Origin of the sequence: Thermanaerothrix solaris (assembly GCF_032334255.1) — a bacterium.
GTDB classification, from domain to species: Bacteria; Chloroflexota; Anaerolineae; order Anaerolineales; family Anaerolineaceae; genus Thermanaerothrix; species Thermanaerothrix solaris.
This window is the reverse complement of record NZ_JAUHMF010000002.1, coordinates 507,780-528,806: the sequence shown is the minus strand read 5'-3', so window position 1 is coordinate 528,806 and position 21,027 is coordinate 507,780. Positions and strand designations below refer to the sequence as shown.

Below are 21,027 nucleotides of genomic sequence, written 5' to 3'. Positions count from 1 at the left end.
CTTTTACGTCCTCACTCGCGGGTCGAGGGCTATGATAATATCGGCGATTAGGTTCAAAATAACATAGGAAAAGGCTGAAAAAATCGTAACGCCCATAATAGCGGGGTAGTCCAAACCAATCACAGCCGTTGCTACGTAACTCCCAATACCCGGCCAGGTAAAGATGGTCTCGGTAAGGAACGTATTCACCAATGTATACCCAATCGAGAGGGCAACCACAGTCGAAGTGGGGCCGATAGAATTCTTTAGCGCATATGACCAGAGGATAATGCGATCCCGCAACCCATATGACCGAGCGGCGGTAATGTAATCCTCGTTCAAAATCTCCAGCAATGCCGAGCGGGTCATACGGGCCACCAAGCCCACTGGATACAGACCAATGGTTATTCCAGGAAGAACTAAGTGCCAAAGCGCATCAAAAAAGATTACGAAGTTACCTGTAATCAGTGAATCAAAGATGAGAAATCCGGTAACATGCGGGATCTCCATGGTCAGTTTGATTTCGGTACTTAGTTGCCCCCCCATAGGGAACCAATGGAGCGTGCGGGCGAAGACCAGTTGTAGGATTAGGCCGATCCAAAACGTCGGCAGTGAAACTGCGCCGATTGAAAACAAACGGCTTAAGTGATCTACGAGGTGATCTTTTTGCTTGGCCGAAATAACCCCAAGCGGAATGCCGACGAAAACGGCCGCAAACGTTGAAATCAATACCAATTCAATCGTTGCGGGCAGGTTTTCCATTAGTTCCAAAGCCACCGGTCGGCGTGTACGCAAAGAATATCCCAGATTACCATGGAGCAAGTCCATTAAGTATTTCCCAAATTGAACGGTTAGGGGCTTATCCAAACCGAGTTCTAAACGGGCCTTAGCAATTTGCTCAGGGGTAGCACGTGGGCCGGCCCACTTTGCCGCCGGATCCGAAGGAATCACCCGCGCCACGAAGAAAGTAACCAGGGCTACCCCAAACATGACAATCACTCCAAGCATTAAACGGCGCAGAATAAACTTTCTCATTGACCTTCACCATTCCTTGGGTTTCGAGAGCGGCTAATGCCGCTTGCAGTAGACGCTCTTCCCCGGCTTAAATGGGCACAGAACAGAGGAGAACCGCCCCCTATTCTGTGCCCCATTTTAGGAGTAATACTCTATGCTCTCCGTGACTATTTCATAGTCAATTCATGGAAGAAGACCACTGTTGGGTAAGCCGGATTGAACTTAAACCCTTGCAGATTCTTCACCGTAACCCAAACATCTTCACGATCATAGATGAATAACGAGACTGCCTCGTCCAGCAGGATACGTTGCGCTTCAATAAACATTTGCTCGGCTTTGGCAAAATCGGTTGAGGTGATTTCGTTGGCCGTGTCAATCAGTTGGTCAAATTGCGGATTTTTGTAATATGCCAAATTAAAGAGCGGTTCATCCTCTGAATGGAACGTGCTGTAAAGCATCGAGTAGGGGCTGGGCATATCGGGCCACCAGTACATCATGAGAATATCCTGCCGGTTTTCCGGAGCACCTTTTGCCAGTTCCCATTGGCTATCCCAGGGCATACCGCGGATTTCAAGGTCAATGTTTAACTTTGCCAGTTCGGATTTATACAATTCTGCTGCACTCTTTTCGGCTTCATTGCCTGCCGTGTAAGTGAGTAACAGTTTAAAACCGCCCTCCCCATAACCGGCCTTTTGCAGATATTCGCGGGCCTTATCCAGGTTATATTCATAGCGAGGGAGTTTGTCGCTCCACCCCCACAATCCATACGGCACCATTCCATAAGATTGACGACCATAGCCTCCGATAGCCGTTTTGATGACCTGCTCATAAGGGAAGGCATACGATAGCGCACGGCGTACGTCCACATTATCGAGGGGTGCTTTTTGGGTGTTGAACATCGCAATGAGGTTCTGGAATGAGGGTTCAACGTACACCGTCACATTTGGATTATTCTTGAGGGCTTCAATGTCTGTATAGGGTAATTCAACCGTAATGGTCGCTTCACCGGTTTCAATCATCTGCCGCCGCGTCGCAGGCTCGGCCACTTTTCTGAAGATCACGACATCAAAACTGTTCTCCTGCCATCCTCCCCAATAGTCAGCATATTTTTCAAGGATGACTTCATCCCCCCACTTCGAACTCTTGAGCATATAAGGGCCGGTGCCACAGCCTTTGGCTTCATCAATCCAGGTGTTATCTTCTTTAACACACTTCTTAGAGTAGATGAAGGCAGCATAACCGGTTGAAGCGATCAAATCAAGCGGTGCCTTGTAGGATAGTTTAAATTCCACCGTTTGAGGATCTACAACGTTGATCGCATTCACAGCTGACCAGATGTAAGACGCACCGGCACCCAATTGCATGGTCCGCTCAATGGAGTACTTGACATCCTCGGCAGTTAATGGATCGCCATTTTGGAATTTTACCCCTTGGCGCAATTTGAACGTCCACGTAAGTCCATCATCTGAAATCGTGTAAGACTCCGCAAGAAGGGGGATAATCTTTTTATTGATAGCATCATAGCGCAACAATTGTTCGTACATATTGTTGTGCACATGGATGCCGTTGGAGTATTCAATGGCCGGATCCCAACTTGTAAGTGGCTCGCTATTTAGAGCGTAAACGGCAAATTTCAGAGGCTTTTGGTTTGAGGCCGCACCCCCACCCCCACACGCAGACAACAAGATGCCAAGCAAGGCCAAAACTGTGATTAAAACAAACCGCCTTTTCATTTCTCCTCCTTTGGAATGAACAGGATTTAAAAATGGCTCTACTCGGGTTACCTTGGTAATAGCCAATACTGACCTGATATTACCTTAGGGAACTAACGTAAAATTTTGAAACCAGAGGGGGTAAGGAGAACCTGTAAATGCTTGCATTAAAACAAAAAGAGATTAAAAAGTCAATCCTCCGCGTTCTATCAAATAAAATGTTACCGAGGTATGATCGTTCACTCAAAAGAAAATGTTACCGGAGTGAACGAGATGGCCGAAACCGATCCAATGACCGTAGATGAGCGTCGCAAGTACTTACACAAGATACGGCTGCGGTACTGGCGGGCGGAAGGGCGCAAAGAGCGCAGCCGTCTGCTGGATGAAGCCCAGGCCGTGACCGGCCTGCACCGCAAATCGCTGATCCGTTTGCTGAATGGGGAGCTAGGACGCAAGCGGCGTAAGCGGGAGCGCGGCAAGAGGTATGGGCCGGAGGTAGATGCGGCGATTGCGGTGATCGCTCGCAGTCTGGATTATCCCTGTGCCGAACGTCTGCAACCGAACCTGGTCTGGATGGCCAGGCACTTGCAAGCGCACGGTGAATTGCTCCTGAGCGAGACAACGCTGGAATTGCTGGGAAAGATCAGCATTTCCAGTGTGCGGCGGCGCTTGCCGGCTTCGCAACGGGCTGCCCAGCGCCTGGCGCATCGGGTGGGACGCCCGGCCCCGACTTCCAGCGTGAAGTCGTTCATCCCGATGCGGCGCATTGCCTGGGAGGAACGTCAGCCCGGGCACCTGGAAGTCGACCTGGTGCACCACTGCGGCTTAAGCTCCCAGGGACAATACGTCCACACCCTGCAACTGGTGGACGTGGCCAGTGGCTGGAGTGAGTGTGTGGCAGTGCTGGGACGCTCCTGGCTGGTCATGCAAGACGGCTTTGAGCGCATTCGCCAGCGTTTACCCTTCGCAATCCGCGAATTGCACCCGGATAACGGCAGCGAGTTCCTGAACGCCCATCTCCTGCGGTACTGGAAGGACAGAGTGAAAGCAGACGTTTCGCGCAGCCGTCCCTTTCACAAGAACGACAATCGCTTTGTGGAAGAAAACAACTTCTCGCTGGTGCGCGCCTATGTCGGCTATGGTCGGCTGGACACGGTGGAACAGACCCATTTGCTCAACCAACTCTATGACAAACTCTGGCTATACCATAACTTCTTCCAGCCCGTCCTGCGCCTGCAAGAAAAACGTATCCGCTCCGAACAAACGCCTGCCAAAGTCAAACGCATGTACGCTCCTGCCATCCCGCCTCTCGAACGGCTCATCCAGGCCGGTGCACTCTCCCCGGAGAAACAGGCGGCCTGCCTGGCCCTGCGTGAGCAAACCAATCCCATGCGCTTGCGTGAAGAGATCCAGGCGCTGGTTGACCGCCTCGCCCACCTGCCCTGTGCTCCAGAGGGTCAGGTGGAGGATGTCCGCCTGACCTTACAACAGCCAGAGCATTCACATGTCTGATCGGCTGGTCGTTGGCTATCAGCGCTTGTGTGGCACCCCCGAAGGCCAACTGGCCAGATTGTTCTTTGACATTCAGCTTTTCCATCCCACCTTCCCTGAAAGGAGTGGCCGCTTGGGTAACATTATCTTTTGGCAGAACAATAGCCGTTCGGTAACATTATCTTTTGGCTTGACACGTCCTCTGACCGCTCATTTCCCCCCCGAAATAGAGCAACAAAAACGACCAGCTCCCTCACAGCTCAAAATCTACGGTTACGTATTCGGTGTTATTCTCAACCAATTATACTTTTTTACCTTATGTTATACTTCACACATGGATTAACCCACCGTTCCAACTCCTTTCTTTTTACACCGATTTACTCTAATAAACCTCAGTAGCCACCCATCGGCCATACATTATGAATACCTTAGAAGCCATTCACTATCGCCGTAGTATCCGTGCATTCACACCTGACCCCATAAGCGATGACGACTTAATTACACTCATTCAAGCAGGTGCTGCGGCTCCCAGTGCCGGTAATGCCCAACGGTGGGTCTTCATTGCCGTACGCAACCCCAAGCGTCTGTTAGCCGTTCAATCCCTTGCACCTGGAATCATATCGAAGCCGGCAGCGGTCATCGTATTGTGTGCAGATTTTCGCCAGGACGACGGTTCTCGAGAGGCCATCCGCGAAGCGATTGGCTACGACTTAGGCGCGGCACTGCAAAATATCTTGCTGGCTGCTACTGAGTTGGGACTAGGGGGATGTCCAGTCGGCTCATTTAATGCCCAAGGGTTGGCCCACCTCCTCAATCTTCCTGCCGGAATAGAGCCAAAATTACTGATCGCCATCGGTAAACCCAAATTCATTCCCCAGAAACCGCCCAAAAAGCCCTTGGAAGATATTTTCTTTGAAGAGACCTATCAGGTTGGATCATGAATGCAGAACATTTGCAAGAAGAGTTTTTTCACTTAATCGCTTACATGATCACCAGTGCGCGCGGTTTATATGAAGAGCCCGCCGATTACGGGGTTTTCCGATTGCTGGATTCGGCCGGGAGACTATTGGGTATCCTACAAAACCAAGGACTGCTTACCGACCGATTCCTGCTAGACCTTAAGCAGAAGATAGACGCCGAACGAGAAAACAGCATGGACAACGAACGTCAACGGCGGTTATTAGACGAGTGGATACTTGCCATCAGCGAGGAAATGCGGCGGCGGTTGGATTAACACTTTCCCGGAGGGATGAAAATGCCAGCGAGGACCTTAACCAGTCTCCAAGATTGTCAGGATTTTATCACCGGTTTGAAACTGCTCGGAACGGGTGGTGGTGGTTCGCCTGCCTCTGGTATGGAAATGCTTACACAGGCGCTCAACGAAGGACTCACCCTCGGTTGGATAGACGCATCAGATTTACCTGACAACGGATACAGTTGTACGACGTTCGGCTCGGGCTCAATATCAGAGGACACCCCCGGTAACCTGGAAGAAATTTATGCCTTGGGCAAAAAACGCAACATCCCCGTACGCTACGCCTACCGCGCCCCGGAGATTGCCGTGCGAGAGTTAGAAGCCTATGCGGGGGTCAAGATTGGTGCGATTGTACCGGTGGAACTCGGCGCCTCTAATACTCCCGCGCCTTTAGTGACCGCGGCCCGATTGGGACTCCCTCTGGTGGATGGAGACTACAGCGGGCGCGCCGTACCTCAGGATATGCAAACCACCTATTTTTTGAAGGGCATCCCGACCCATCCCGCTGCGATCGTGGACTGGTGGGGTAACATTCTCATCCTAAAAGAGGCCGTTAACATTGAGATGGGAGAACGCATTGGCAAAATGTTGGGAATGGCTGCCTTTGGCGTCGTGTATTTTGCCAATCTCTTACTCTCCGCCGAACAAACCCGTGATACCATCGTGCCCGGCACTCTCACGCAAGCCTTGGAATTAGGACAGGCCGTTCATCGTGCCATCAAAGCCGGCCAGGACCCAATAGCCGAGATCATCCGCGTGCTGAAGGGATGGCTACTCTTCCAGGGTATTGTCACCGGCAAAGAATGGCAAGACAGGGAAGGTGTGATGATAGGCACAACGCTTATCGAAGGGAAGGGACCATTCAGTGGAAAACGGATGAGGGTTTGGTTCCTAAACGAGAATCATGTGTGTTGGCTGGATGACCAACCCTATGTGTTCAGCCCTGATTTGATTATATTGGCCAACCCCCAAACTGGTGAAGGCTACACCAATACCGAAATCAAAGCAGGCGACCCTGTGGTCGTACTCGGCGCCAAGGCACACCCCATCTTTCGAACAGAATTAGCCCTGCAATACTTCGGCCCTCGCTATTGGGGGTTCGATTTTGACTATGTACCAATAGAAGAGGTCATACGTTAGAAAACCGAGAAATTCAAATGAATGATTGAAGATCATGTATCCATCACGAAAACGCATCAGGTTCATCGCATCGGAGTAACCCCTTTAACTCCAACATACTAACGGGTTCAACCCAAAAGGTACGCATCAATCTTATCAGGGGGAGCAGGATAAAGATTCGCTTCCATTCAGAAAATCCATCTAACGCAGAACCCGAAGTAGGGGCAGGAGCCGCTTTTTTTATGCTGAGAACTGAAAAAACTTCTGCTACCCGAAAATCCCTGGGCAGCGAATTATCCCCAATCCTAAACCCATTTCAGACCCCTTTTGGGGGAAGAACGATGAAAATGGACGTCAAATCTTCAAATGACTTGTCGTTTCAGACAATGGATAACCAATTTTCCGACCTAATGGTTTAACTTTTGACACTAACATTTGACAATATGATATAATTTTATGAAGACACACTAGTAGGGAGGCTTCCTCATGGTTTCTCTTCCTGAACTTATCGCCCAAATGGGGCGCAGATTGTTCGAACGACGACTTACCGATATGTCGGGCGGAAACATTAGCGCCCGCGAAGGCAATACTCTCTACATCACACCCAAGTTCAGCGGGAGTCGCCACCACTGGCAACTTTCTCCTGAGGATATCCTAAGCGGTCCTCTTGATCCCACCTATTGGCAGCAACAACCTCTCTTTTCGCGGGAAGGTAAAGCCCACCTGGCAATCTACGAAACCTTCCCTGAAGCCCAAGCCGTTATTCATGCGCACCCTTTTCATGTGCTTCCCTTTTGTATGATGTCTCGTCCCATCCCTCCGGTGCTAGAAAATACCCAGAAATTTGGCATTATCGAAGTTGTCCCCCCTGCCCCGGCCCATAGCCAGGAATTGGCTAATAATATTGTGGCAGGTTTGCGAGGTAAAGAAGAACGCATTCGCCAGCAAGCCGCCGCTGTGCTCATCCCATACCACGGAATCATTGTCGCCGCCAAGGACCTATGGGCAGCGATTGATGCCGTGGAGCGAATTGATTGGAATGCCTGGTGTATCCTGGCCGGCAAATGGCTGGATTAGATAGTTTTTCTAAAGGAAACATCCATGTACTTAACTGTTACGCCCAACTCTGCTTTGGATCGAGTGTATTTTATTGATGCTTTTATTCCCGGCACCCGAATGGTGGCAACGAAAAGCGTCGAAAGTGTAGGGGGAAAAGGGCTGGATGCTTCCGTAGCCTTGAGGGGCTTAAATCTAGAAACCTTAGCCCTGGGGTTTGTAGCGGGGAACAATGGACACGCACTGGTTAATCTTCTAGATAACTATGGAATTCACCATGATCTCATATGGGTGGAGGGGGAAACCCGCTTAGCCATGGTGATCGTGGAACAAAGCCATCATCGGCATAGCCATATCATGAGTGGGGGGTATACTGTTCCAGCATCCGCCCAAGAAGAACTTTTCAGCCGCTTCGAACGCTCTCTCGACCCAGTCCGGTGGATTATCCTGGCAGGCTCTCTGCCCCAAGGCATCCCCCCTGACTTTTATGCACGATTAACCCTTGCCGCCAAGCGCTCAGGGAAACCGGTGCTGATTGATTGTCCTGGTGAACCCGCCCGCCAATCCCTATCGGCCTCGCCTACGATCCTCAAGATGAATTGGCAGGAGTTCAATCAAACCTTTCGGGTGTCTCCAGACTCTTTGGACACACTGGCATTACAAGCCTCTGAGATTCGATCTTCGATGAATTTACCATCCCTGGTTGTAACCTGTGGTGAGGAAGGCATACTCGCCATAACCCCCCAAATGTCTCTACTCGCCAAAGCCCCGAGGCAGGAAGCCGTCAATGCTGCCGGCGCAGGCGATGCCACCTCGGCAGCATTAGCATGGCGACTTTCGCTCGGCGATCCATGGCCAGAGGCACTGCGATGGGCTGCTGCCACCGGTGCAGCGGCCGTCCTGACCGAGAAAACCGGCGAGTGTCATTTTGAGGATGTCGTAAGACTTTTACCCTCGGTCCAAGTTCGTGAAATTAGTCCATCAAAATTGTGAAACTTTCTTAGGAGATACCACCATGCTTACCCCTATTGACTACCCCATTAGCCTAGATTTTGACGCGGAGAATGGCACCTTCGAGCCGTGTCCTCAGGTAACCCCTCGCCACCTCAGCGATCTCAAAGAAATGTTCAGCGATCAATCAACTGTTGCGCAAATCTTGCGTGAAAATGACCCTCTTATTTATGAGATACGCTATTATCCTTTCACCACCACGAAATCAGATATGGCGTTGGCCGTCACGCGCATTTTTCCAGGTACCATAGGAAATGAATTTTATATGACGAAGGGACACAAGCACCAACGGGAAGACCAGCCCGAGGTATACTATTGTGTAAGAGGTGAGGGTTTTCTGCTTTTAGATACCTTAGAAGGGGAGTTTCGCGCAATTCCGTGGCGGGCTGGCGTCATTACCCACATTCCTCCCATGTGGGCGCATCGCGTGGTCAATACCGGCAATGATTTACTTGTCTTTATCGGTGTGTTTCATTTGAGTGCAGGACATGATTATGACATTGTCGCGCGTAAGGGTTTTGCGTACCGTGTTCTTTCCAGAAATGGAAAACCTGAACTTATAAAACAGGATTGATCCGGTTTGTTAGATCCAAATATGCTCGAGGGCATCCCCATGGCTCACGAAACGGTTTATTGTATCGGGATTGATATTGGGGGCACCAAGATATCCCTCGGAGTCTTTGATTCCAATGGCCTCTTATATGGACAAATCCAGAACGTACCCGTTCCTTTTGATGAAAAAAAGGTTGCCGACCCCAACCGCATGATAAATTTGATTACGCCCTTTATCGAGGATGCCCAAAATCACTATTCTCCCCTCATTGGTATTGGTCTCAGCATATGTGGCAATGTTGATAAACACACCGGAGAGGCAGTCTTAACGCCCAATCTGCACTGGCGAAATGTGCCGTTCGGTGCCATGGTCCAACGAGCCTTCCACTTGCCCGTGTTCGCGGGTACTGACGTACGAGCCGCGACCTTGGCGGAGCGCTTGTGGGGAGTTGCAAGAAACGCCCGCTTCTTCGCCTGGTGCACCGTGGGAACCGGTTATGGGGGTTATCTTTTTCTGGATGGCAAACTCTACGATGGCTACCATGGGTTTGCTGGTCCGTTTGGGCACATCACGTGGGACGAAGAAGGCTATCCTTGTGGCTGTGGCCGTCGCGGCTGCTTTGAAACGTTTGTCGCTGGACCCGCAATTGCCCGGGCAGGTCAGGCAGCAGTTGATGCCGGTCATAGCCCTCTGATGGCATCGCTCAGTCAAGGGGGACGCGTGACGACACAAGTGGTTATTCAGGCCTATTACCAGAACGACGCCGCTGCCGTGAGCATCATCGAGCAAGTGGCTCGCCTCATCGCGATTAACCTCTCAGGGTTGGTCAATGCCCTCGATTTAGAAATGATTGTCTTGGGTGGAGGGGTAATTCAGGCCTGCCCCAAATTGCTGGATCGAATTGATCACCATATCCGATACCACCTTATGTCTGATGAAGCACGACGCGACCTGCGCCTGGAACAAGAAACGTTTGTCAATTCTGCGCTCTACGGTGCAGCTGCCGATGTTTTTGTCCGCAGTGGAGTAATCCACGAAGCATTAGGCGCCTAGGTGGAAGAGCCCTTGATGGAAGACAAAAAACCAATCCATCGTCCCGATTTGTTGGCAACTCTTGTCGAGGTTGCCCATCTTTACTATGAAGAAAATCTTTCTCAACAGGAAATTGCCGATCGCCTAAATGTTTCGCGCTCGTTAATCGCGCTCTATCTCAAGAAAGCCCGAGAACAAGGCATTGTTCAAATTACCATTCGTGATCCTCAAAACGTTTTCCAAAATCTCGCGCTTCAACTGCAAGAACGCTATCATTTGCGCTACGCTGAAGTAGTATCCAGTGCCCACCTTTCGAATGTCTTGACACGTCGCGCATTGGGCAATGCCGTAGCGCAATACCTCGATCGCGTTTTGCAAGACGGTGACATCCTGGGCTTGGACTGGGGACGCACGATTATGGAAGTGGTTAACCTTTTGGCCCCCAGCCGTCCACGCCAAATTGAAATTGTTCCCTTGCTGGGAGAGAGTAGTTCTACTGGAAGTTATACCCAACTCAACCAGATTGTGTTACAGGCGGCACGCGCCTTCAATGCGACGCCGTACTTTCTCTTAGTTCCTCTACTGGTGGGATCAAAAGCCCTGCGCGACGCCCTCATGGCAGATATCACCACTCAAGAGGTTATTTCCCGCTGGAACCGCTTAACCTATGCGTGTGTGGGAATTGGTCCCATCCCCTTGATCGAAGGCCAAGTGGTTTATATTGGGCAGGAAAACCTCTCGGAATTAATACGACAAAAAGCCGTAGGAAACGTCTGTGCCCACTACTTTGATCAGGATGGGCATGTGTTGTCTCAGGAATTTAAAGACCGCTTGATTGGGATCAGCGTAGAGCAATTGAAAGGCACCAAAAATGTCATCGCCGCTGCGGGCGGTGTTGAAAAAGGGCGTGCCGTTGCGGCTGCATTACGCACCGGCTTAATTACCCATCTTTTTGTGGATGAAGCTCTGGCTCGCTTACTTCTGGACAAGTCATAACCCAACCCACTATTGGAGGAAACGATGGAATTGGAAAATAAAGTCGCCATTATTACCGGAGCAAGTGGCGGCATTGGTCAGTGCATTGCAGTAGAATTGGCCAGCGCCGGGGTAAGAACCATGTTAGTGGGGCGTTCCGAGCAGAAGCTGGAAGCCGTGGCTAAAGAAATAACCGCAAAGGGAGGCGTCGCAACCTGGTATGCCGCAGATATTCGAGAGGCCTCCGCTGTAAATAACATGGTCAATGAAACCCTCAAGCGTTTTGGTCAGATTGACATCTTGGTCAACTCTGCGTTTTGGGGGCCACCTGCCAGCCTGGAAGACACCACAGAAGAGTTTTGGGATCAAACTCTGGATACTACGCTCAAAGCCGCTTTTCTTTGCGCCCGCGCTGTTGTTCCCCAGATGAAACGACAAGGATACGGACGCATTATTAATATCGGTTCACGAGCAGGAAAAGTTGGCGAGGATAACCGAACTGCCTATTGCGCCGCCAAATGGGGCTTAGAAGGATTAACCGCCGCACTTTCGGAGGAACTTCGTCGCTACAATATCCACGTTCACTTAATATCCCCAGCAGCGACCAATACGCCTTGGTGGCGAGAGGTTCCTGCCAATTTAACCCCCGAAGTTATCGCGAGGATGATCCCACCCGAGGTCGTTGCTCAAGCCGTGCGATGGATGATAAGCCTGCCGGATCAAGTACATGTTCCCGACCTGCCCATCTATAATTTTCAAAATCCTTTTGAGGGGAAAAATTCACCTTTTGAAGGTCTTTAGGAGTCCCTCAAGATAAATAGAGCGGAACGGTGAGCATTTACGCCCACCGTTCCGCAAAGGAGAAAGGAGGATGCGGAGACATCCTTCAGGATTGTGCCAATGGTGATTTCGCCCTTCCTGGCACAGGGCCTAAACGAATTCGTGCTTTTTGAACCTCGAGCAGTAACGCTACCAGGATGATTAAACCGCGCACGCCTGTGATCCAGAAAGGATCAACCTCCATAATGTTTAATCCGGTATCTACGATGGAGAGCAGCAGAACTCCAGAAAATGCTCCCACAATGCTCCCGGCGCCACCTGAGAGCGCAACACCACCAATGACCGCCGAGGCAACTGTTTCAAGGGTCATCCCCTGACCTAGTGTTGGTGTTGAAACCTCTAACCGCCCTAGAAGCATCCAGGACGCCAAACCCGCCATGAAGCCGCCAATCACATAGGCCTGCGTAATGGTGCGCTCGGGCTTAAATCCGGAGGCGCGGGCAGCATCGCGATTTGCTCCAACAGCATAAAGTTCGCGACCAAATCGGGTGTATCGAACAAAAAATTCAAAAACCAGAAATAGAAGAAGGGTAACCACAACCGAGACTGGAATCGCTCCGATTCGTCCGCCCCCCAACCAGTTAAATTCCTTAGGGGTGCCCGGCATAATCGCCCCCAAACTGATCACATATGCGATTCCTCGCAAAAACAACTGCATGGCCAAAGTTACAATAAAGTTATTCATCCGTAACCGTGTAATCAACAACCCGTTGATCCAACCGATCAGAGTTCCCAGGATAAGCATCAATGGGATAACAATGAAAGGCGAAAGTTCCCAGCCGATCCCCCCGGCTTGGGCCAGGGTCATTTCACGATAGGGCAACATAAGCCAGGCGGCAAGGACAGTAAGCAACGAGACAATCCCTTCGGCAGAAAGGTCGAAATTTCCGCTCAAAAGACAAATGGTTTGTCCAATGGTCAACACCCCCAACACGCTGGCATGTAAAAGCACGTTAATTAAAGTGACGCCGCTCAGAAATATCCCCCCCGTCCTAAGGGTGAAGAAGATCACCACTAATATGAGGATAAACCAGATCATTTGATCAAGGATAAACTGAAGCCACTTGCTTCTGGTCATGAGCATTGCCTCCTTCAATTGCCAGCAGTATATTCTCGGGGGTGGTTTGGGGATCATCCGCCTTAAACTCAGCGCTGATACGCCCCTTATACATTACTAGGATACGATCACACACCCCTAACAATTCGCGTACCTCTGACGAGATGATTAGAATCCCTATTCCCTGAGATGCTAATTGTCACAGCGCCACCACCCCCATGTTGAGCATCGCCGGGATGAATAAATAGAGCCGGTGTTCCACAACAGGAAAGCAAATGAGCCAAGCGATAAGCAACTGCGTGGGAGGTACCCGCACCCGCTACCAGCACATGGCCTTCACAGGCAAGTAATACTTGCACAGCCCTTACAAAACTCTGGTCCAGTTGGGGTAACAGAGAAGCTACCGCCTCCGCTTCTCGTCGTATCACATCCTGGGCTATTTCAATCAGAGCATCATCCGATAGGGTATGCGAAGTGGTCATTTCGTTAATCACCTTACCAATTGAGATGCCGTTATATGGTCGGTTATCAGCACGTTAATCAACCTTCCTCGAAGTGCCCCCCGTATTACATCTATCTTTTGAGGGCCACCCGCTACACCAACGACGCGCTTAATTTGACGCAGTTGCTCCAAAGTAATTCCGATAACCCGTTGATCTACCTCTGAGATAATTGCCTGCCCCCAGGCATCAAAGAAGCGCAAAGCGATATCACCGACTGCGCCCTTTTTCAGAAGATCATCCAGCATATCCCAAGAAAGGATGGAACCATCCCGCATGATCACCGAATCGGGAGTAGGGGCACCAATCCCAACGTAGGCCACATTTATTTGTGAAAATAGGTTAAATGCATGTCGTACATGACTATCCGATAAAATAGCCTCCTTTACTTCTACATGGTCAACGATTCCAGGCGCTGGGAGTAGGGTCAGGCGACATTGAAGAAGTTGAGCCAAGCGCCGGCACAAATCTGTAGCGTGGACCTCCGATTCGGGTGGTCCGAGCCCTCCAATAATCTGAACCACATGGGCACCTGGTGTGGGTCGAGGTTGCAGGGCTGCTACCATGTAACTCAGCGTAGTGCCCCATGAAATTCCGATCACATCGTTGTCCTGCAATGTGCGCAACAAGTAATTTGCCGCGGCTATCCCCAATTCGCGTGAGAGCAACGACTGCGATTGAGGATCGCGCGCTTCAACCACTATCGCCTCACTCAGGTGATACCGATTTTCCAGTTCGGCTTCAAGATCGGGGAACAACCCCGGCGGGGAGACGACAGTGATTTTTACAATTCCCCTCTCGCGGGCCCTTTGAAGCAACCGCGACACCTTAGAGCGTGAGAGTTGCAGGCGCTCCATGATCTCATCTTGGGTCAAGTTCTCTTCGTAGTAGAGTTTACTGACCTTGGTGAGCAGACGAAGGTCTTCTTCTTGTTTAGGCCGGGGCATAGGGGAGAACCATAAATGAAAAATTTTTCAATAATAAAAATTTTCTCACTTTCATCAACTATTATAGCAAGAAAATCAAGAAAGTCAAGATCATTGTGAGGAGAGGGAGTGACTACTTTCGTGGAGCAATAAATTCAAATACATGGATAGGAAAATAGGAATAGACTTGCGATTTCTTGTAAGAAATGGGCGATTAGCAAGACCTAGTAGTACAGACAACCCCAGAAAAACAACCCTTTACCGGTTTCTATACGATGTTGTTATTCGCTTCTCCCTCGCGTGTTTTTCCTATCTTATTACCCCCTCTTTGGGTTGATACCCCTCTGTTTTTCAGCACTTTCCTAATTTAAGAAATTTGACAAGCCAAAAATCTTTATTGCAACTTACACGCGATTTAGAGTGTTGAAAAAGTTATGTATAACACACTTTTATACAAAGAGAAGGCTTTTCTTTATAGTAAAAAGCCCTCACCTGAAGAACACCTATACTTACACCACAACCCCTTTTGTGGCTTTCAGCGCCCCCGGCGGGGCTCGAACCCGCAACCTCTGGATTCGAAGTCCATTACTCTATCCAATTGAGCTACGGGGGCGTTCGTCTTTATTATACCGCATTCACCTAGGGCAGGTGCAGTACCGCTTGCGCCGCCAGATTCAGAACCTGCACCGGTACCACACTGAGCACCACCACCGCTGCCGCTGTCCCAATTGCCACCAGGTTCAACCATCCATCGCGGCGCACTTTCGGTTCACCCGGGCGCATGTACATGATCACCACCACCCGCAGGTAGTAGTAAGCCGAGATCACCGAGGTAAGCAAGCCGATGATCGCCAGATCCACATATCCCGCCGCAACCGCCGTGCGGAAGAGGAACAACTTACCCCAAAAGCCCAACGTCAACGGCACCCCGGTCAACGAGAGCATAAAAATGAGCATTGTTACCCCTAGCCAGGGGTATTTAGGTCCCAAGCCGGCGTAATCCTCTAATGTCAAACCGCGTCCTTCGGCCTGCTCTAAAGCCACCACCACCGCCCAGGCGCCAAAGGTGGTCAACCCGTAAGCCAGCAAATAGAATAACATCGAAGATACCGCTTGCGAGGCCACCTGCGCATTCCCATACGGCACGAAAGCCATCAGCAAATAGCCGGCGTTAGCGATACTGGAATAAGCCAACAGGCGCTTGATATTCGATTGCGCCAAGGCCAGCAAATTGCCCACAATCATCGTCAAGGCCGCGACACCCCAAAAGATTGGGGTGAGATTGGAAGCCAAATTGGGGAAGAGGGTCAAGAACAGGCGCATCAACACGGCAAAACCGGCGGCCTTGGTTGCCACAGCCATGAAACTGGTCACTGGCGTCGGCGAGCCATGATACACATCGGGAGCCCATTCGTGGAAGGGCACCGCCGCTACCTTGAACCCAAACCCCACCAGCACCATCACCGCACCCGCAGTAAAGAACCCCATTTCCGCGGTTCCATGACGCACGGCCTCAACCACGCCGGTTACGCTGGCGCTAGCCGTGGCACCGAAAATCAACGCAATCCCGTATAAAACAAAGGCAGAGGAGAACGCCCCTAACAGGAAATACTTCAAGGCTGCCTCTTCCGATTCGAGGCGTGGGCGGGCAAACCCCGCCAGGACGTAAAGGGGTATCGAGAGGAACTCCAAAGCCAGGAAAACCAAAATCAGATGATTGGCTTGGGTCAGCAACATCATCCCCGCGATGGAGAAGAGCAGCATGGCGTAAAATTCGCCCCGCTCGATTTCCATCCGTTTGAGGTAGTCGTATCCTAACGCCAGAGCAATCAAACCACTGACCAGGTAGAGGGCGTTCAGGTAAACGGCAAAGTTATCCAGTACGATCATCTCGTGAAACGCCTGTCCCCCACGGCCACTTTGCGCTAAATCCAATCCCAGTCCTACCGCTAGGCCCAATGCCGTGAGCAAGGCCAGCCATCCCCGGCGTTCACGCGGTAGCCATAAATCCAACAATAATAGGACTACCGCCCAAACCAAGATAAAGGCAATCGGGAGCACCATCACGATGTCGCTTAGAGTCATCTTGTCCTCCTAATGGGCGGCCAGGGCCACCGATTGCACCAACGCCACCAATTGCTCAGCGCTGGGGTTGATCAGATTCAAAAAGGGTTGTGGGTATAACCCAATCCAGAAAATAAGCACCAGTATGGGCACCAAAGTTAGCACCTCGCGGGCGTTTAAGTCTGGCAGGGTGCGGTTTTCTTCATGGCGTACCGGCCCCAGGAACACTTTCTCAAACATGGTCAATAAATACACCGCCGCCAGGATCACCCCGACCGTGGCTACCCCGGCAAACCAGGGGCTTCCCAGTACCGTCGAACGGAATGCCCCTAATAGAATGGTAAGCTCACCCACAAAACCGTTTAAACCCGGCAAGCCTAACGATGAAAGGGTCACCACCAGTGAAAGGGCCCCCAAAACCGGCATTATTTTCCAAATCCCGCCAAAGGCGCTCATCTGACGGGTGTGGCGGCGCTCATAAAGCATCCCCACAATCAAAAACAGGGCGCCGGTGCTCAAACCATGGTTGACCATCTGGAGCACGGCACCAGCCAGCCCTTGCGCGGTGAGGGCAAAGGTACCTAACATCACAAACCCCAGATGGCTCACTGAGGAATATGCCACCAGTTTCTTAACATCCTGCTGGGCATAGGCCACGGCTGCCCCGTAGAGGATGCCGACCACGGCCAAGCCCGCCATCCAAGGTGCCAATTGCAACGTGGCTTGTGGGAAGAGCGGTAGATTGAATCGTAGAAAACCATACGCCCCCATCTTCAGCAGAACGCCAGCCAGGATCACCGAACCGGCCGTTGGGGCTTCCACATGAGCATCGGGCAACCAGGTGTGGAGCGGGAACATGGGTACCTTAATCGCAAAGGCCAGGCCAAAGGCCAGGAAGAGCCACAATTGGGCTGCGGCAAACACCCCACGTTGTTGGAGGAGGGCATCCCAGGCAAAGGTGCGCGTCTGCAACCCCAAATAAAGGATCCCCAACAACATTAACACCGAGCCAACCATGGTGAAGAGGAAGAACTTTACCGCAGCATAAACGCGCCGTTCCCCACCCCACACGCCGATCAGGAAAATCATCGGCACCAGGGTGAATTCCCAGAAGATATAAAAAAGCACCAAATCCAAAGCCAGAAAGACCCCCAACATACCGCTTTCCAGCAGCAGGAAGAAGAGCATAAAACCTTTGACCCGCTCTTCTACCGCGCTCCAGGTTGAGAGGATGGCAATAGGGGTCAGGAAGGCCGTCAACAAAACCATCAGTAGGCTAAGGCCATCCACACCCAGGTAAAACTCAATCGTCACATCGCCGATGCGCACCCAGGGTTGGCGCACCACCATTTGCAAGTTCGGGTTTCCGACTTGAAACTGCGCCAGCACCCCCAGGGCGACGACGAACGTCGCCAGTGAGGTCAGCAACGCCACCCATCGCAGGGCTTTTTTGGCTTCAGAGGGAATAAAAAGCAGAATCACAAACCCCACTAACGGGAGCGCAATTAACCCAATCAGTCCGTTTATACCCAGGATCATTCTCAACCCTCGTTCCTTCGGAATCGGTAGCGATTCAGTCGCCTAGCGCAAGAGCAAATAGGCCACGATCAATACCACGCCCACGACAATGCTTAAGGCATAAGAACGCACATAACCGTTCTGCCATTGACGCCACCACAGCGCAAGCCGGCGCGCCACGTACCCAATCCCATTGACAATACCATCAATGAACCCCAAGTCCACCACTTGCGCCAACACATGGGCTAAACCGTGATATGGACGCACCACCAGCGCGTGATAAATCTCGTCCACCCACCACTTGCGCTCCAGAGCATGGTAAACCCCGTCCAATACTCGCGCCAGAGGATCGGTTTCGCGCGGGCTGGGCAATGGGCGACGTCCGTAAAGCCACCAGGCCAAACCCAGGCCCGCCAGAGCCACCGCCAGCGATGAAGCCGCAATGCTCACCTGGAACGGAATAGCCTCAACCGTATGCAGGGTGTGTTCAAGCCAATGTTCCAGTGCATATGAACCCGGTAGGTTGATCAGACCGCCCAGCACTGATAGCACCGCGAGAACGATCAGCGGCACGGTCACAATCGGCGCGCTCTCGGTTGCTTTCTCGGCGGCTTCACTGCGCGGCTCGCCGAAGAACACCAGCGCCAACTGCCGTCCCATGTAAAGCGCCGTTAGCAGAGCAGAAAAAAGCAAAAGGCCAAAAACAGCCGGGAACTTCGCGCTGGCTGCGGCCAAAATTTCATCTTTGGAGAAGAACCCCGCCAAAGGCGCTACACCGGCTAACGCCAACGCGCCGATCAGATAAACCCAAAAAGTCACCGGCATGCGCTGGCGCAGTCCCCCCATGAAACGCATGTCTTGAACATCAATTTCAACCTGATGGTGATGCCCGGACTCGTGTCCGCGTTCCATGCCCAAAATGACCGAGCCGGCAGAGAGGAAGAGCAGTGCCTTGAAGAAGGCATGTGTCACCAGGTGGAACATCCCCGCTACCGCGGCACCCATTCCCACTGCAGCGACCATGAAGCCCAACTGGCTAATGGTGGAGTAAGCCAATACCCGTTTGATGTCATACTGACCAAGCGCGATAGTTGCAGCCAGCAGTGCTGTCAACCCGCCAACCCAGGTCACCGTGCTCTGCGCCAACGGCACCTCGATATACAGCGCCTGCGAACGCGCCACCAGATAGACACCCGCAGTCACCATCGTCGCCGCATGGATCAGCGCTGAAACCGGTGTGGGGCCGGCCATTGCATCCGGCAACCACACATAGAGTGGGATTTGGGCCGATTTTCCCGTCACGCCCAGCAACATGAACAGCGTGATCGCCGTCAGTATGCCAGGTGCAACCTGTGCCAACTGCGGCGCCTGACGAAACACAGCCTCAAAATCCAGCGTGCCAAAATTGGCAAAGATCAAGAACAGCGCGATCAACAGGCCAAAATCGCCGATGCGGTTGACCACAAACGCCTTTTTTGCTGCCAATGCGTTTCCGATACCGCCGGCGCCCTTCTCGAACCAGAATCCGATCAGCAAATACGAACACAGACCGACCCCTTCCCAACCCACGAAGAGCATCAGGAAGTTGTTCGCACTGACCAGGATCATCATCGCCGCGATGAACAGATTGAGAAAGACAAAAAAGCGGCGGAAGCGGCGCGGATCCCCCTGGTGGCGGACATCCTCGTGCATATACCCGATGGAATAGATATGAATGAGCGCCCCGACACCGGCTACAACCAACATCATCACCACCGAGAGGGTATCCACACGGAAAACCCAATCCACGCGGAAATCACCGATGTGGATCCAGGTCAGCAAGGGGACTACCGCTCCTTCGGGATGGCGGGTCAACCCAACGGCCAGCGCTACCGCCACGCCAAAGGCACCCACCGTGGCCAGGCTGGCGATCCACCCTACCACCTTTTCATTCCAGCGCTCCCCCAAGAACAGGTTCAATAGGATGCCCACCACCGGTAGGAACACCACCCCCGGCGCCAGGCGGAACAACGGTTCGGTTACGGTCATAACCTCCATGTGCATGGGCGGTTTATCCTTTCAACTGACTCATTTGATCCAGGTCAATGGAATGCTTGGTGCGGAAGATCGCCACAATCAACGCCAATCCAATCGCCACCTCGGCGGCAGCCGTCGTAATGACGAAAAACACGAAAATTTCACCATCCAGCACCTTGTGAAAGGCCGCAAACGCCACAAAAGCCAAATTGGCGGCGTTGAACATCAGTTCCAGCCCCATGAACACGACCAGAGGGTTGCGCCGCAATACTACGGCCAAGATCCCGATAGTGAACATAAATGCCGAAAGCCCTAGATAGTACACCAATGGCATAGCGGCCTACTCCTTCCGTTCTCCAAATTGCCCCTGGCGACCTTTGCCCTTACCCACCATGGGGGTTTCCAGACGCGCCAGGAAAATCGCCCCCACCACGGCGATCAGCAACAAGAAGCCCGTAATCTCAAAAGGAAGCAAATACTTTTCGATAATCATGCGCCCAACCACGACCGGGCTTTCAAACCCGAACCCGATCTCTGCTGCCCATTCCGGCGCACTGGTGCGCAGGTACAAAAAGGCCGCGGATTCAACTAGAAAAAGACCTCCGGCCAGCAAACCCAGCCAGCGCTGCCCACGCAGAGGCTCATGAACCGGGAACTGCTCTGCCCCCAACAGCATGATGACAAACACAAACAGCACCATGATGGAGCCGGCATAGACGGCCACCTGAGCGAATGAAATAAACGGCGCCCCCAAGATCAGATACAGCACACCCACCGCAATGAAGTTGAGCACCAGAAAGAGCGCCGAATAAATCGCGTTGCGGCTGAGCAGCATCCCCACAGCCGAGCCGGCCACCACCAGACCTAAGACAGCAAAAACGATGAGGGTTCCAAGGGACATTCAGCCTC

General features: G+C 51.9%; 20 protein-coding genes and 1 tRNA gene. 11 read left to right on the top strand and 10 right to left on the bottom strand.

Annotated elements, in window-relative coordinates:
• Positions 1-3: 3 nt before the first annotated feature.
• A complete protein-coding gene (locus QYE77_RS10580; RefSeq protein WP_315625376.1) occupies positions 4-1,014 on the bottom strand; it encodes an ABC transporter permease in 1,011 nt (336 codons plus the stop codon).
• A gap of 146 nt (positions 1,015-1,160) precedes the next feature.
• Positions 1,161-2,792 (bottom strand): ABC transporter substrate-binding protein, encoded by a 1,632-nt coding sequence (locus QYE77_RS10575; protein WP_315625375.1) that lies wholly within the window; start codon positions 2,790-2,792, stop codon positions 1,161-1,163.
• 144 nt (positions 2,793-2,936) lie between these two features.
• On the opposite strand from QYE77_RS10575, the gene QYE77_RS10570 reads away from it, so the two are divergent.
• From QYE77_RS10570 to QYE77_RS10520, 11 genes are all read left to right on the top strand, one after another.
• On the top strand, positions 2,937-4,217 hold the full coding sequence (locus QYE77_RS10570) for a hypothetical protein (RefSeq protein ID WP_315623221.1): 1,281 nt from the start codon (positions 2,937-2,939) through the stop codon (positions 4,215-4,217).
• Positions 4,210-4,539 carry a hypothetical protein gene (locus tag QYE77_RS10565; RefSeq protein ID WP_315625374.1) on the top strand — a complete coding sequence of 110 codons (330 nt, stop codon included), beginning with the start codon at positions 4,210-4,212 and terminating at the stop codon, positions 4,537-4,539. The genes QYE77_RS10570 and QYE77_RS10565 overlap by 8 nt, the downstream gene beginning before the upstream one ends.
• Before the next feature lie 76 nt (positions 4,540-4,615).
• Positions 4,616-5,137 (top strand): nitroreductase family protein, encoded by a 522-nt coding sequence (locus tag QYE77_RS10560; protein WP_315625373.1) that lies wholly within the window; start codon positions 4,616-4,618, stop codon positions 5,135-5,137.
• Positions 5,134-5,430: a DUF6092 family protein gene (locus QYE77_RS10555; RefSeq protein WP_315625372.1), complete on the top strand. Its 297-nt coding sequence runs from the start codon at positions 5,134-5,136 to the stop codon at positions 5,428-5,430. Before QYE77_RS10560 ends, QYE77_RS10555 begins: the two co-directional genes overlap by 4 nt.
• A 21-nt stretch (positions 5,431-5,451) precedes the next feature.
• Positions 5,452-6,591 carry a DUF917 domain-containing protein gene (locus QYE77_RS10550; RefSeq protein WP_315625371.1) on the top strand — a complete coding sequence of 380 codons (1,140 nt, stop codon included), beginning with the start codon at positions 5,452-5,454 and terminating at the stop codon, positions 6,589-6,591.
• Between the two features lie 465 nt (positions 6,592-7,056).
• The gene (locus QYE77_RS10545; protein ID WP_315625370.1) at positions 7,057-7,647 is read left to right on the top strand and encodes a class II aldolase/adducin family protein; all 591 of its coding nucleotides are present in this window, start codon (positions 7,057-7,059) and stop codon (positions 7,645-7,647) included.
• Between the two features lie 24 nt (positions 7,648-7,671).
• Entirely contained in the window at positions 7,672-8,619 is a 948-nt protein-coding gene (locus tag QYE77_RS10540) for a 1-phosphofructokinase family hexose kinase (protein WP_315625369.1), read from the top strand.
• 22 nt (positions 8,620-8,641) lie between these two features.
• Entirely contained in the window at positions 8,642-9,211 is a 570-nt protein-coding gene (locus tag QYE77_RS10535; protein ID WP_315625368.1) for a glucose-6-phosphate isomerase family protein, read from the top strand.
• Between the two features lie 39 nt (positions 9,212-9,250).
• The gene (locus QYE77_RS10530; RefSeq protein ID WP_315625367.1) at positions 9,251-10,243 is read left to right on the top strand and encodes an ROK family protein; all 993 of its coding nucleotides are present in this window, start codon (positions 9,251-9,253) and stop codon (positions 10,241-10,243) included.
• Positions 10,244-10,258: 15 nt separating this feature from the next.
• A complete protein-coding gene (locus QYE77_RS10525) occupies positions 10,259-11,218 on the top strand; it encodes a sugar-binding transcriptional regulator (protein WP_315625366.1) in 960 nt (319 codons plus the stop codon).
• Between the two features lie 24 nt (positions 11,219-11,242).
• A complete protein-coding gene (locus tag QYE77_RS10520; protein ID WP_315625365.1) occupies positions 11,243-11,998 on the top strand; it encodes an SDR family oxidoreductase in 756 nt (251 codons plus the stop codon).
• A gap of 85 nt (positions 11,999-12,083) precedes the next feature.
• On the opposite strand, the gene QYE77_RS10515 is transcribed toward QYE77_RS10520, so the two are convergent.
• The 8 genes from QYE77_RS10515 to QYE77_RS10480 form a co-directional block, all read right to left on the bottom strand.
• A complete protein-coding gene (locus QYE77_RS10515) occupies positions 12,084-13,115 on the bottom strand; it encodes an ABC transporter permease (protein WP_315625364.1) in 1,032 nt (343 codons plus the stop codon).
• A 469-nt stretch (positions 13,116-13,584) separates the two neighbouring features.
• Entirely contained in the window at positions 13,585-14,541 is a 957-nt protein-coding gene (locus QYE77_RS10510) for a sugar-binding transcriptional regulator (protein ID WP_315625363.1), read from the bottom strand.
• A gap of 518 nt (positions 14,542-15,059) precedes the next feature.
• A tRNA-Arg gene (locus QYE77_RS10505) sits at positions 15,060-15,133 on the bottom strand.
• Positions 15,134-15,159: 26 nt separating this feature from the next.
• On the bottom strand, positions 15,160-16,605 hold the full coding sequence (locus tag QYE77_RS10500; protein ID WP_315625362.1) for an NADH-quinone oxidoreductase subunit N: 1,446 nt from the start codon (positions 16,603-16,605) through the stop codon (positions 15,160-15,162).
• Positions 16,606-16,614: 9 nt separating this feature from the next.
• Positions 16,615-18,123, bottom strand: a complete 1,509-nt coding sequence (locus QYE77_RS10495; protein WP_315625361.1) for a complex I subunit 4 family protein — start codon at positions 18,121-18,123, stop codon at positions 16,615-16,617.
• Between the two features lie 42 nt (positions 18,124-18,165).
• Positions 18,166-20,145, bottom strand: coding sequence for an NADH-quinone oxidoreductase subunit L (gene nuoL, locus QYE77_RS10490; RefSeq protein ID WP_315625360.1), 1,980 nt, complete (start codon positions 20,143-20,145; stop codon positions 18,166-18,168).
• Between the two features lie 7 nt (positions 20,146-20,152).
• Positions 20,153-20,452 carry an NADH-quinone oxidoreductase subunit NuoK gene (gene nuoK / locus QYE77_RS10485; protein ID WP_315625359.1) on the bottom strand — a complete coding sequence of 100 codons (300 nt, stop codon included), beginning with the start codon at positions 20,450-20,452 and terminating at the stop codon, positions 20,153-20,155.
• A gap of 6 nt (positions 20,453-20,458) precedes the next feature.
• The gene (locus QYE77_RS10480) at positions 20,459-21,019 is read right to left on the bottom strand and encodes an NADH-quinone oxidoreductase subunit J family protein (protein WP_315625358.1); all 561 of its coding nucleotides are present in this window, start codon (positions 21,017-21,019) and stop codon (positions 20,459-20,461) included.
• Positions 21,020-21,027: the final 8 nt, after the last annotated feature.

What these genes read in the sequence shown, in the direction of transcription:
- QYE77_RS10580 (WP_315625376.1), bottom strand. Translation starts at nt 1,014, where the DNA reads ATGAGAAAGTTTATTCTGCGCCGTTTAATGCTTGGAGTGATTGTCATG.
- QYE77_RS10570 (WP_315623221.1), top strand. Translation starts at nt 2,937, where the DNA reads ATGATCGTTCACTCAAAAGAAAATGTTACCGGAGTGAACGAGATGGCC.
- QYE77_RS10565 (WP_315625374.1), top strand. Translation starts at nt 4,210, where the DNA reads ATGTCTGATCGGCTGGTCGTTGGCTATCAGCGCTTGTGTGGCACCCCC.
- QYE77_RS10560 (WP_315625373.1), top strand. Translation starts at nt 4,616, where the DNA reads ATGAATACCTTAGAAGCCATTCACTATCGCCGTAGTATCCGTGCATTC.
- QYE77_RS10555 (WP_315625372.1), top strand. Translation starts at nt 5,134, where the DNA reads ATGAATGCAGAACATTTGCAAGAAGAGTTTTTTCACTTAATCGCTTAC.
- QYE77_RS10550 (WP_315625371.1), top strand. Translation starts at nt 5,452, where the DNA reads ATGCCAGCGAGGACCTTAACCAGTCTCCAAGATTGTCAGGATTTTATC.
- QYE77_RS10545 (WP_315625370.1), top strand. Translation starts at nt 7,057, where the DNA reads ATGGTTTCTCTTCCTGAACTTATCGCCCAAATGGGGCGCAGATTGTTC.
- QYE77_RS10540 (WP_315625369.1), top strand. Translation starts at nt 7,672, where the DNA reads ATGTACTTAACTGTTACGCCCAACTCTGCTTTGGATCGAGTGTATTTT.
- QYE77_RS10535 (WP_315625368.1), top strand. Translation starts at nt 8,642, where the DNA reads ATGCTTACCCCTATTGACTACCCCATTAGCCTAGATTTTGACGCGGAG.
- QYE77_RS10530 (WP_315625367.1), top strand. Translation starts at nt 9,251, where the DNA reads ATGGCTCACGAAACGGTTTATTGTATCGGGATTGATATTGGGGGCACC.
- QYE77_RS10525 (WP_315625366.1), top strand. Translation starts at nt 10,259, where the DNA reads ATGGAAGACAAAAAACCAATCCATCGTCCCGATTTGTTGGCAACTCTT.
- QYE77_RS10520 (WP_315625365.1), top strand. Translation starts at nt 11,243, where the DNA reads ATGGAATTGGAAAATAAAGTCGCCATTATTACCGGAGCAAGTGGCGGC.
- QYE77_RS10515 (WP_315625364.1), bottom strand. Translation starts at nt 13,115, where the DNA reads ATGACCAGAAGCAAGTGGCTTCAGTTTATCCTTGATCAAATGATCTGG.
- QYE77_RS10510 (WP_315625363.1), bottom strand. Translation starts at nt 14,541, where the DNA reads ATGCCCCGGCCTAAACAAGAAGAAGACCTTCGTCTGCTCACCAAGGTC.
- QYE77_RS10500 (WP_315625362.1), bottom strand. Translation starts at nt 16,605, where the DNA reads ATGACTCTAAGCGACATCGTGATGGTGCTCCCGATTGCCTTTATCTTG.
- QYE77_RS10495 (WP_315625361.1), bottom strand. Translation starts at nt 18,123, where the DNA reads ATGATCCTGGGTATAAACGGACTGATTGGGTTAATTGCGCTCCCGTTA.
- nuoL (WP_315625360.1), bottom strand. Translation starts at nt 20,145, where the DNA reads ATGCACATGGAGGTTATGACCGTAACCGAACCGTTGTTCCGCCTGGCG.
- nuoK (WP_315625359.1), bottom strand. Translation starts at nt 20,452, where the DNA reads ATGCCATTGGTGTACTATCTAGGGCTTTCGGCATTTATGTTCACTATC.
- QYE77_RS10480 (WP_315625358.1), bottom strand. Translation starts at nt 21,019, where the DNA reads ATGTCCCTTGGAACCCTCATCGTTTTTGCTGTCTTAGGTCTGGTGGTG.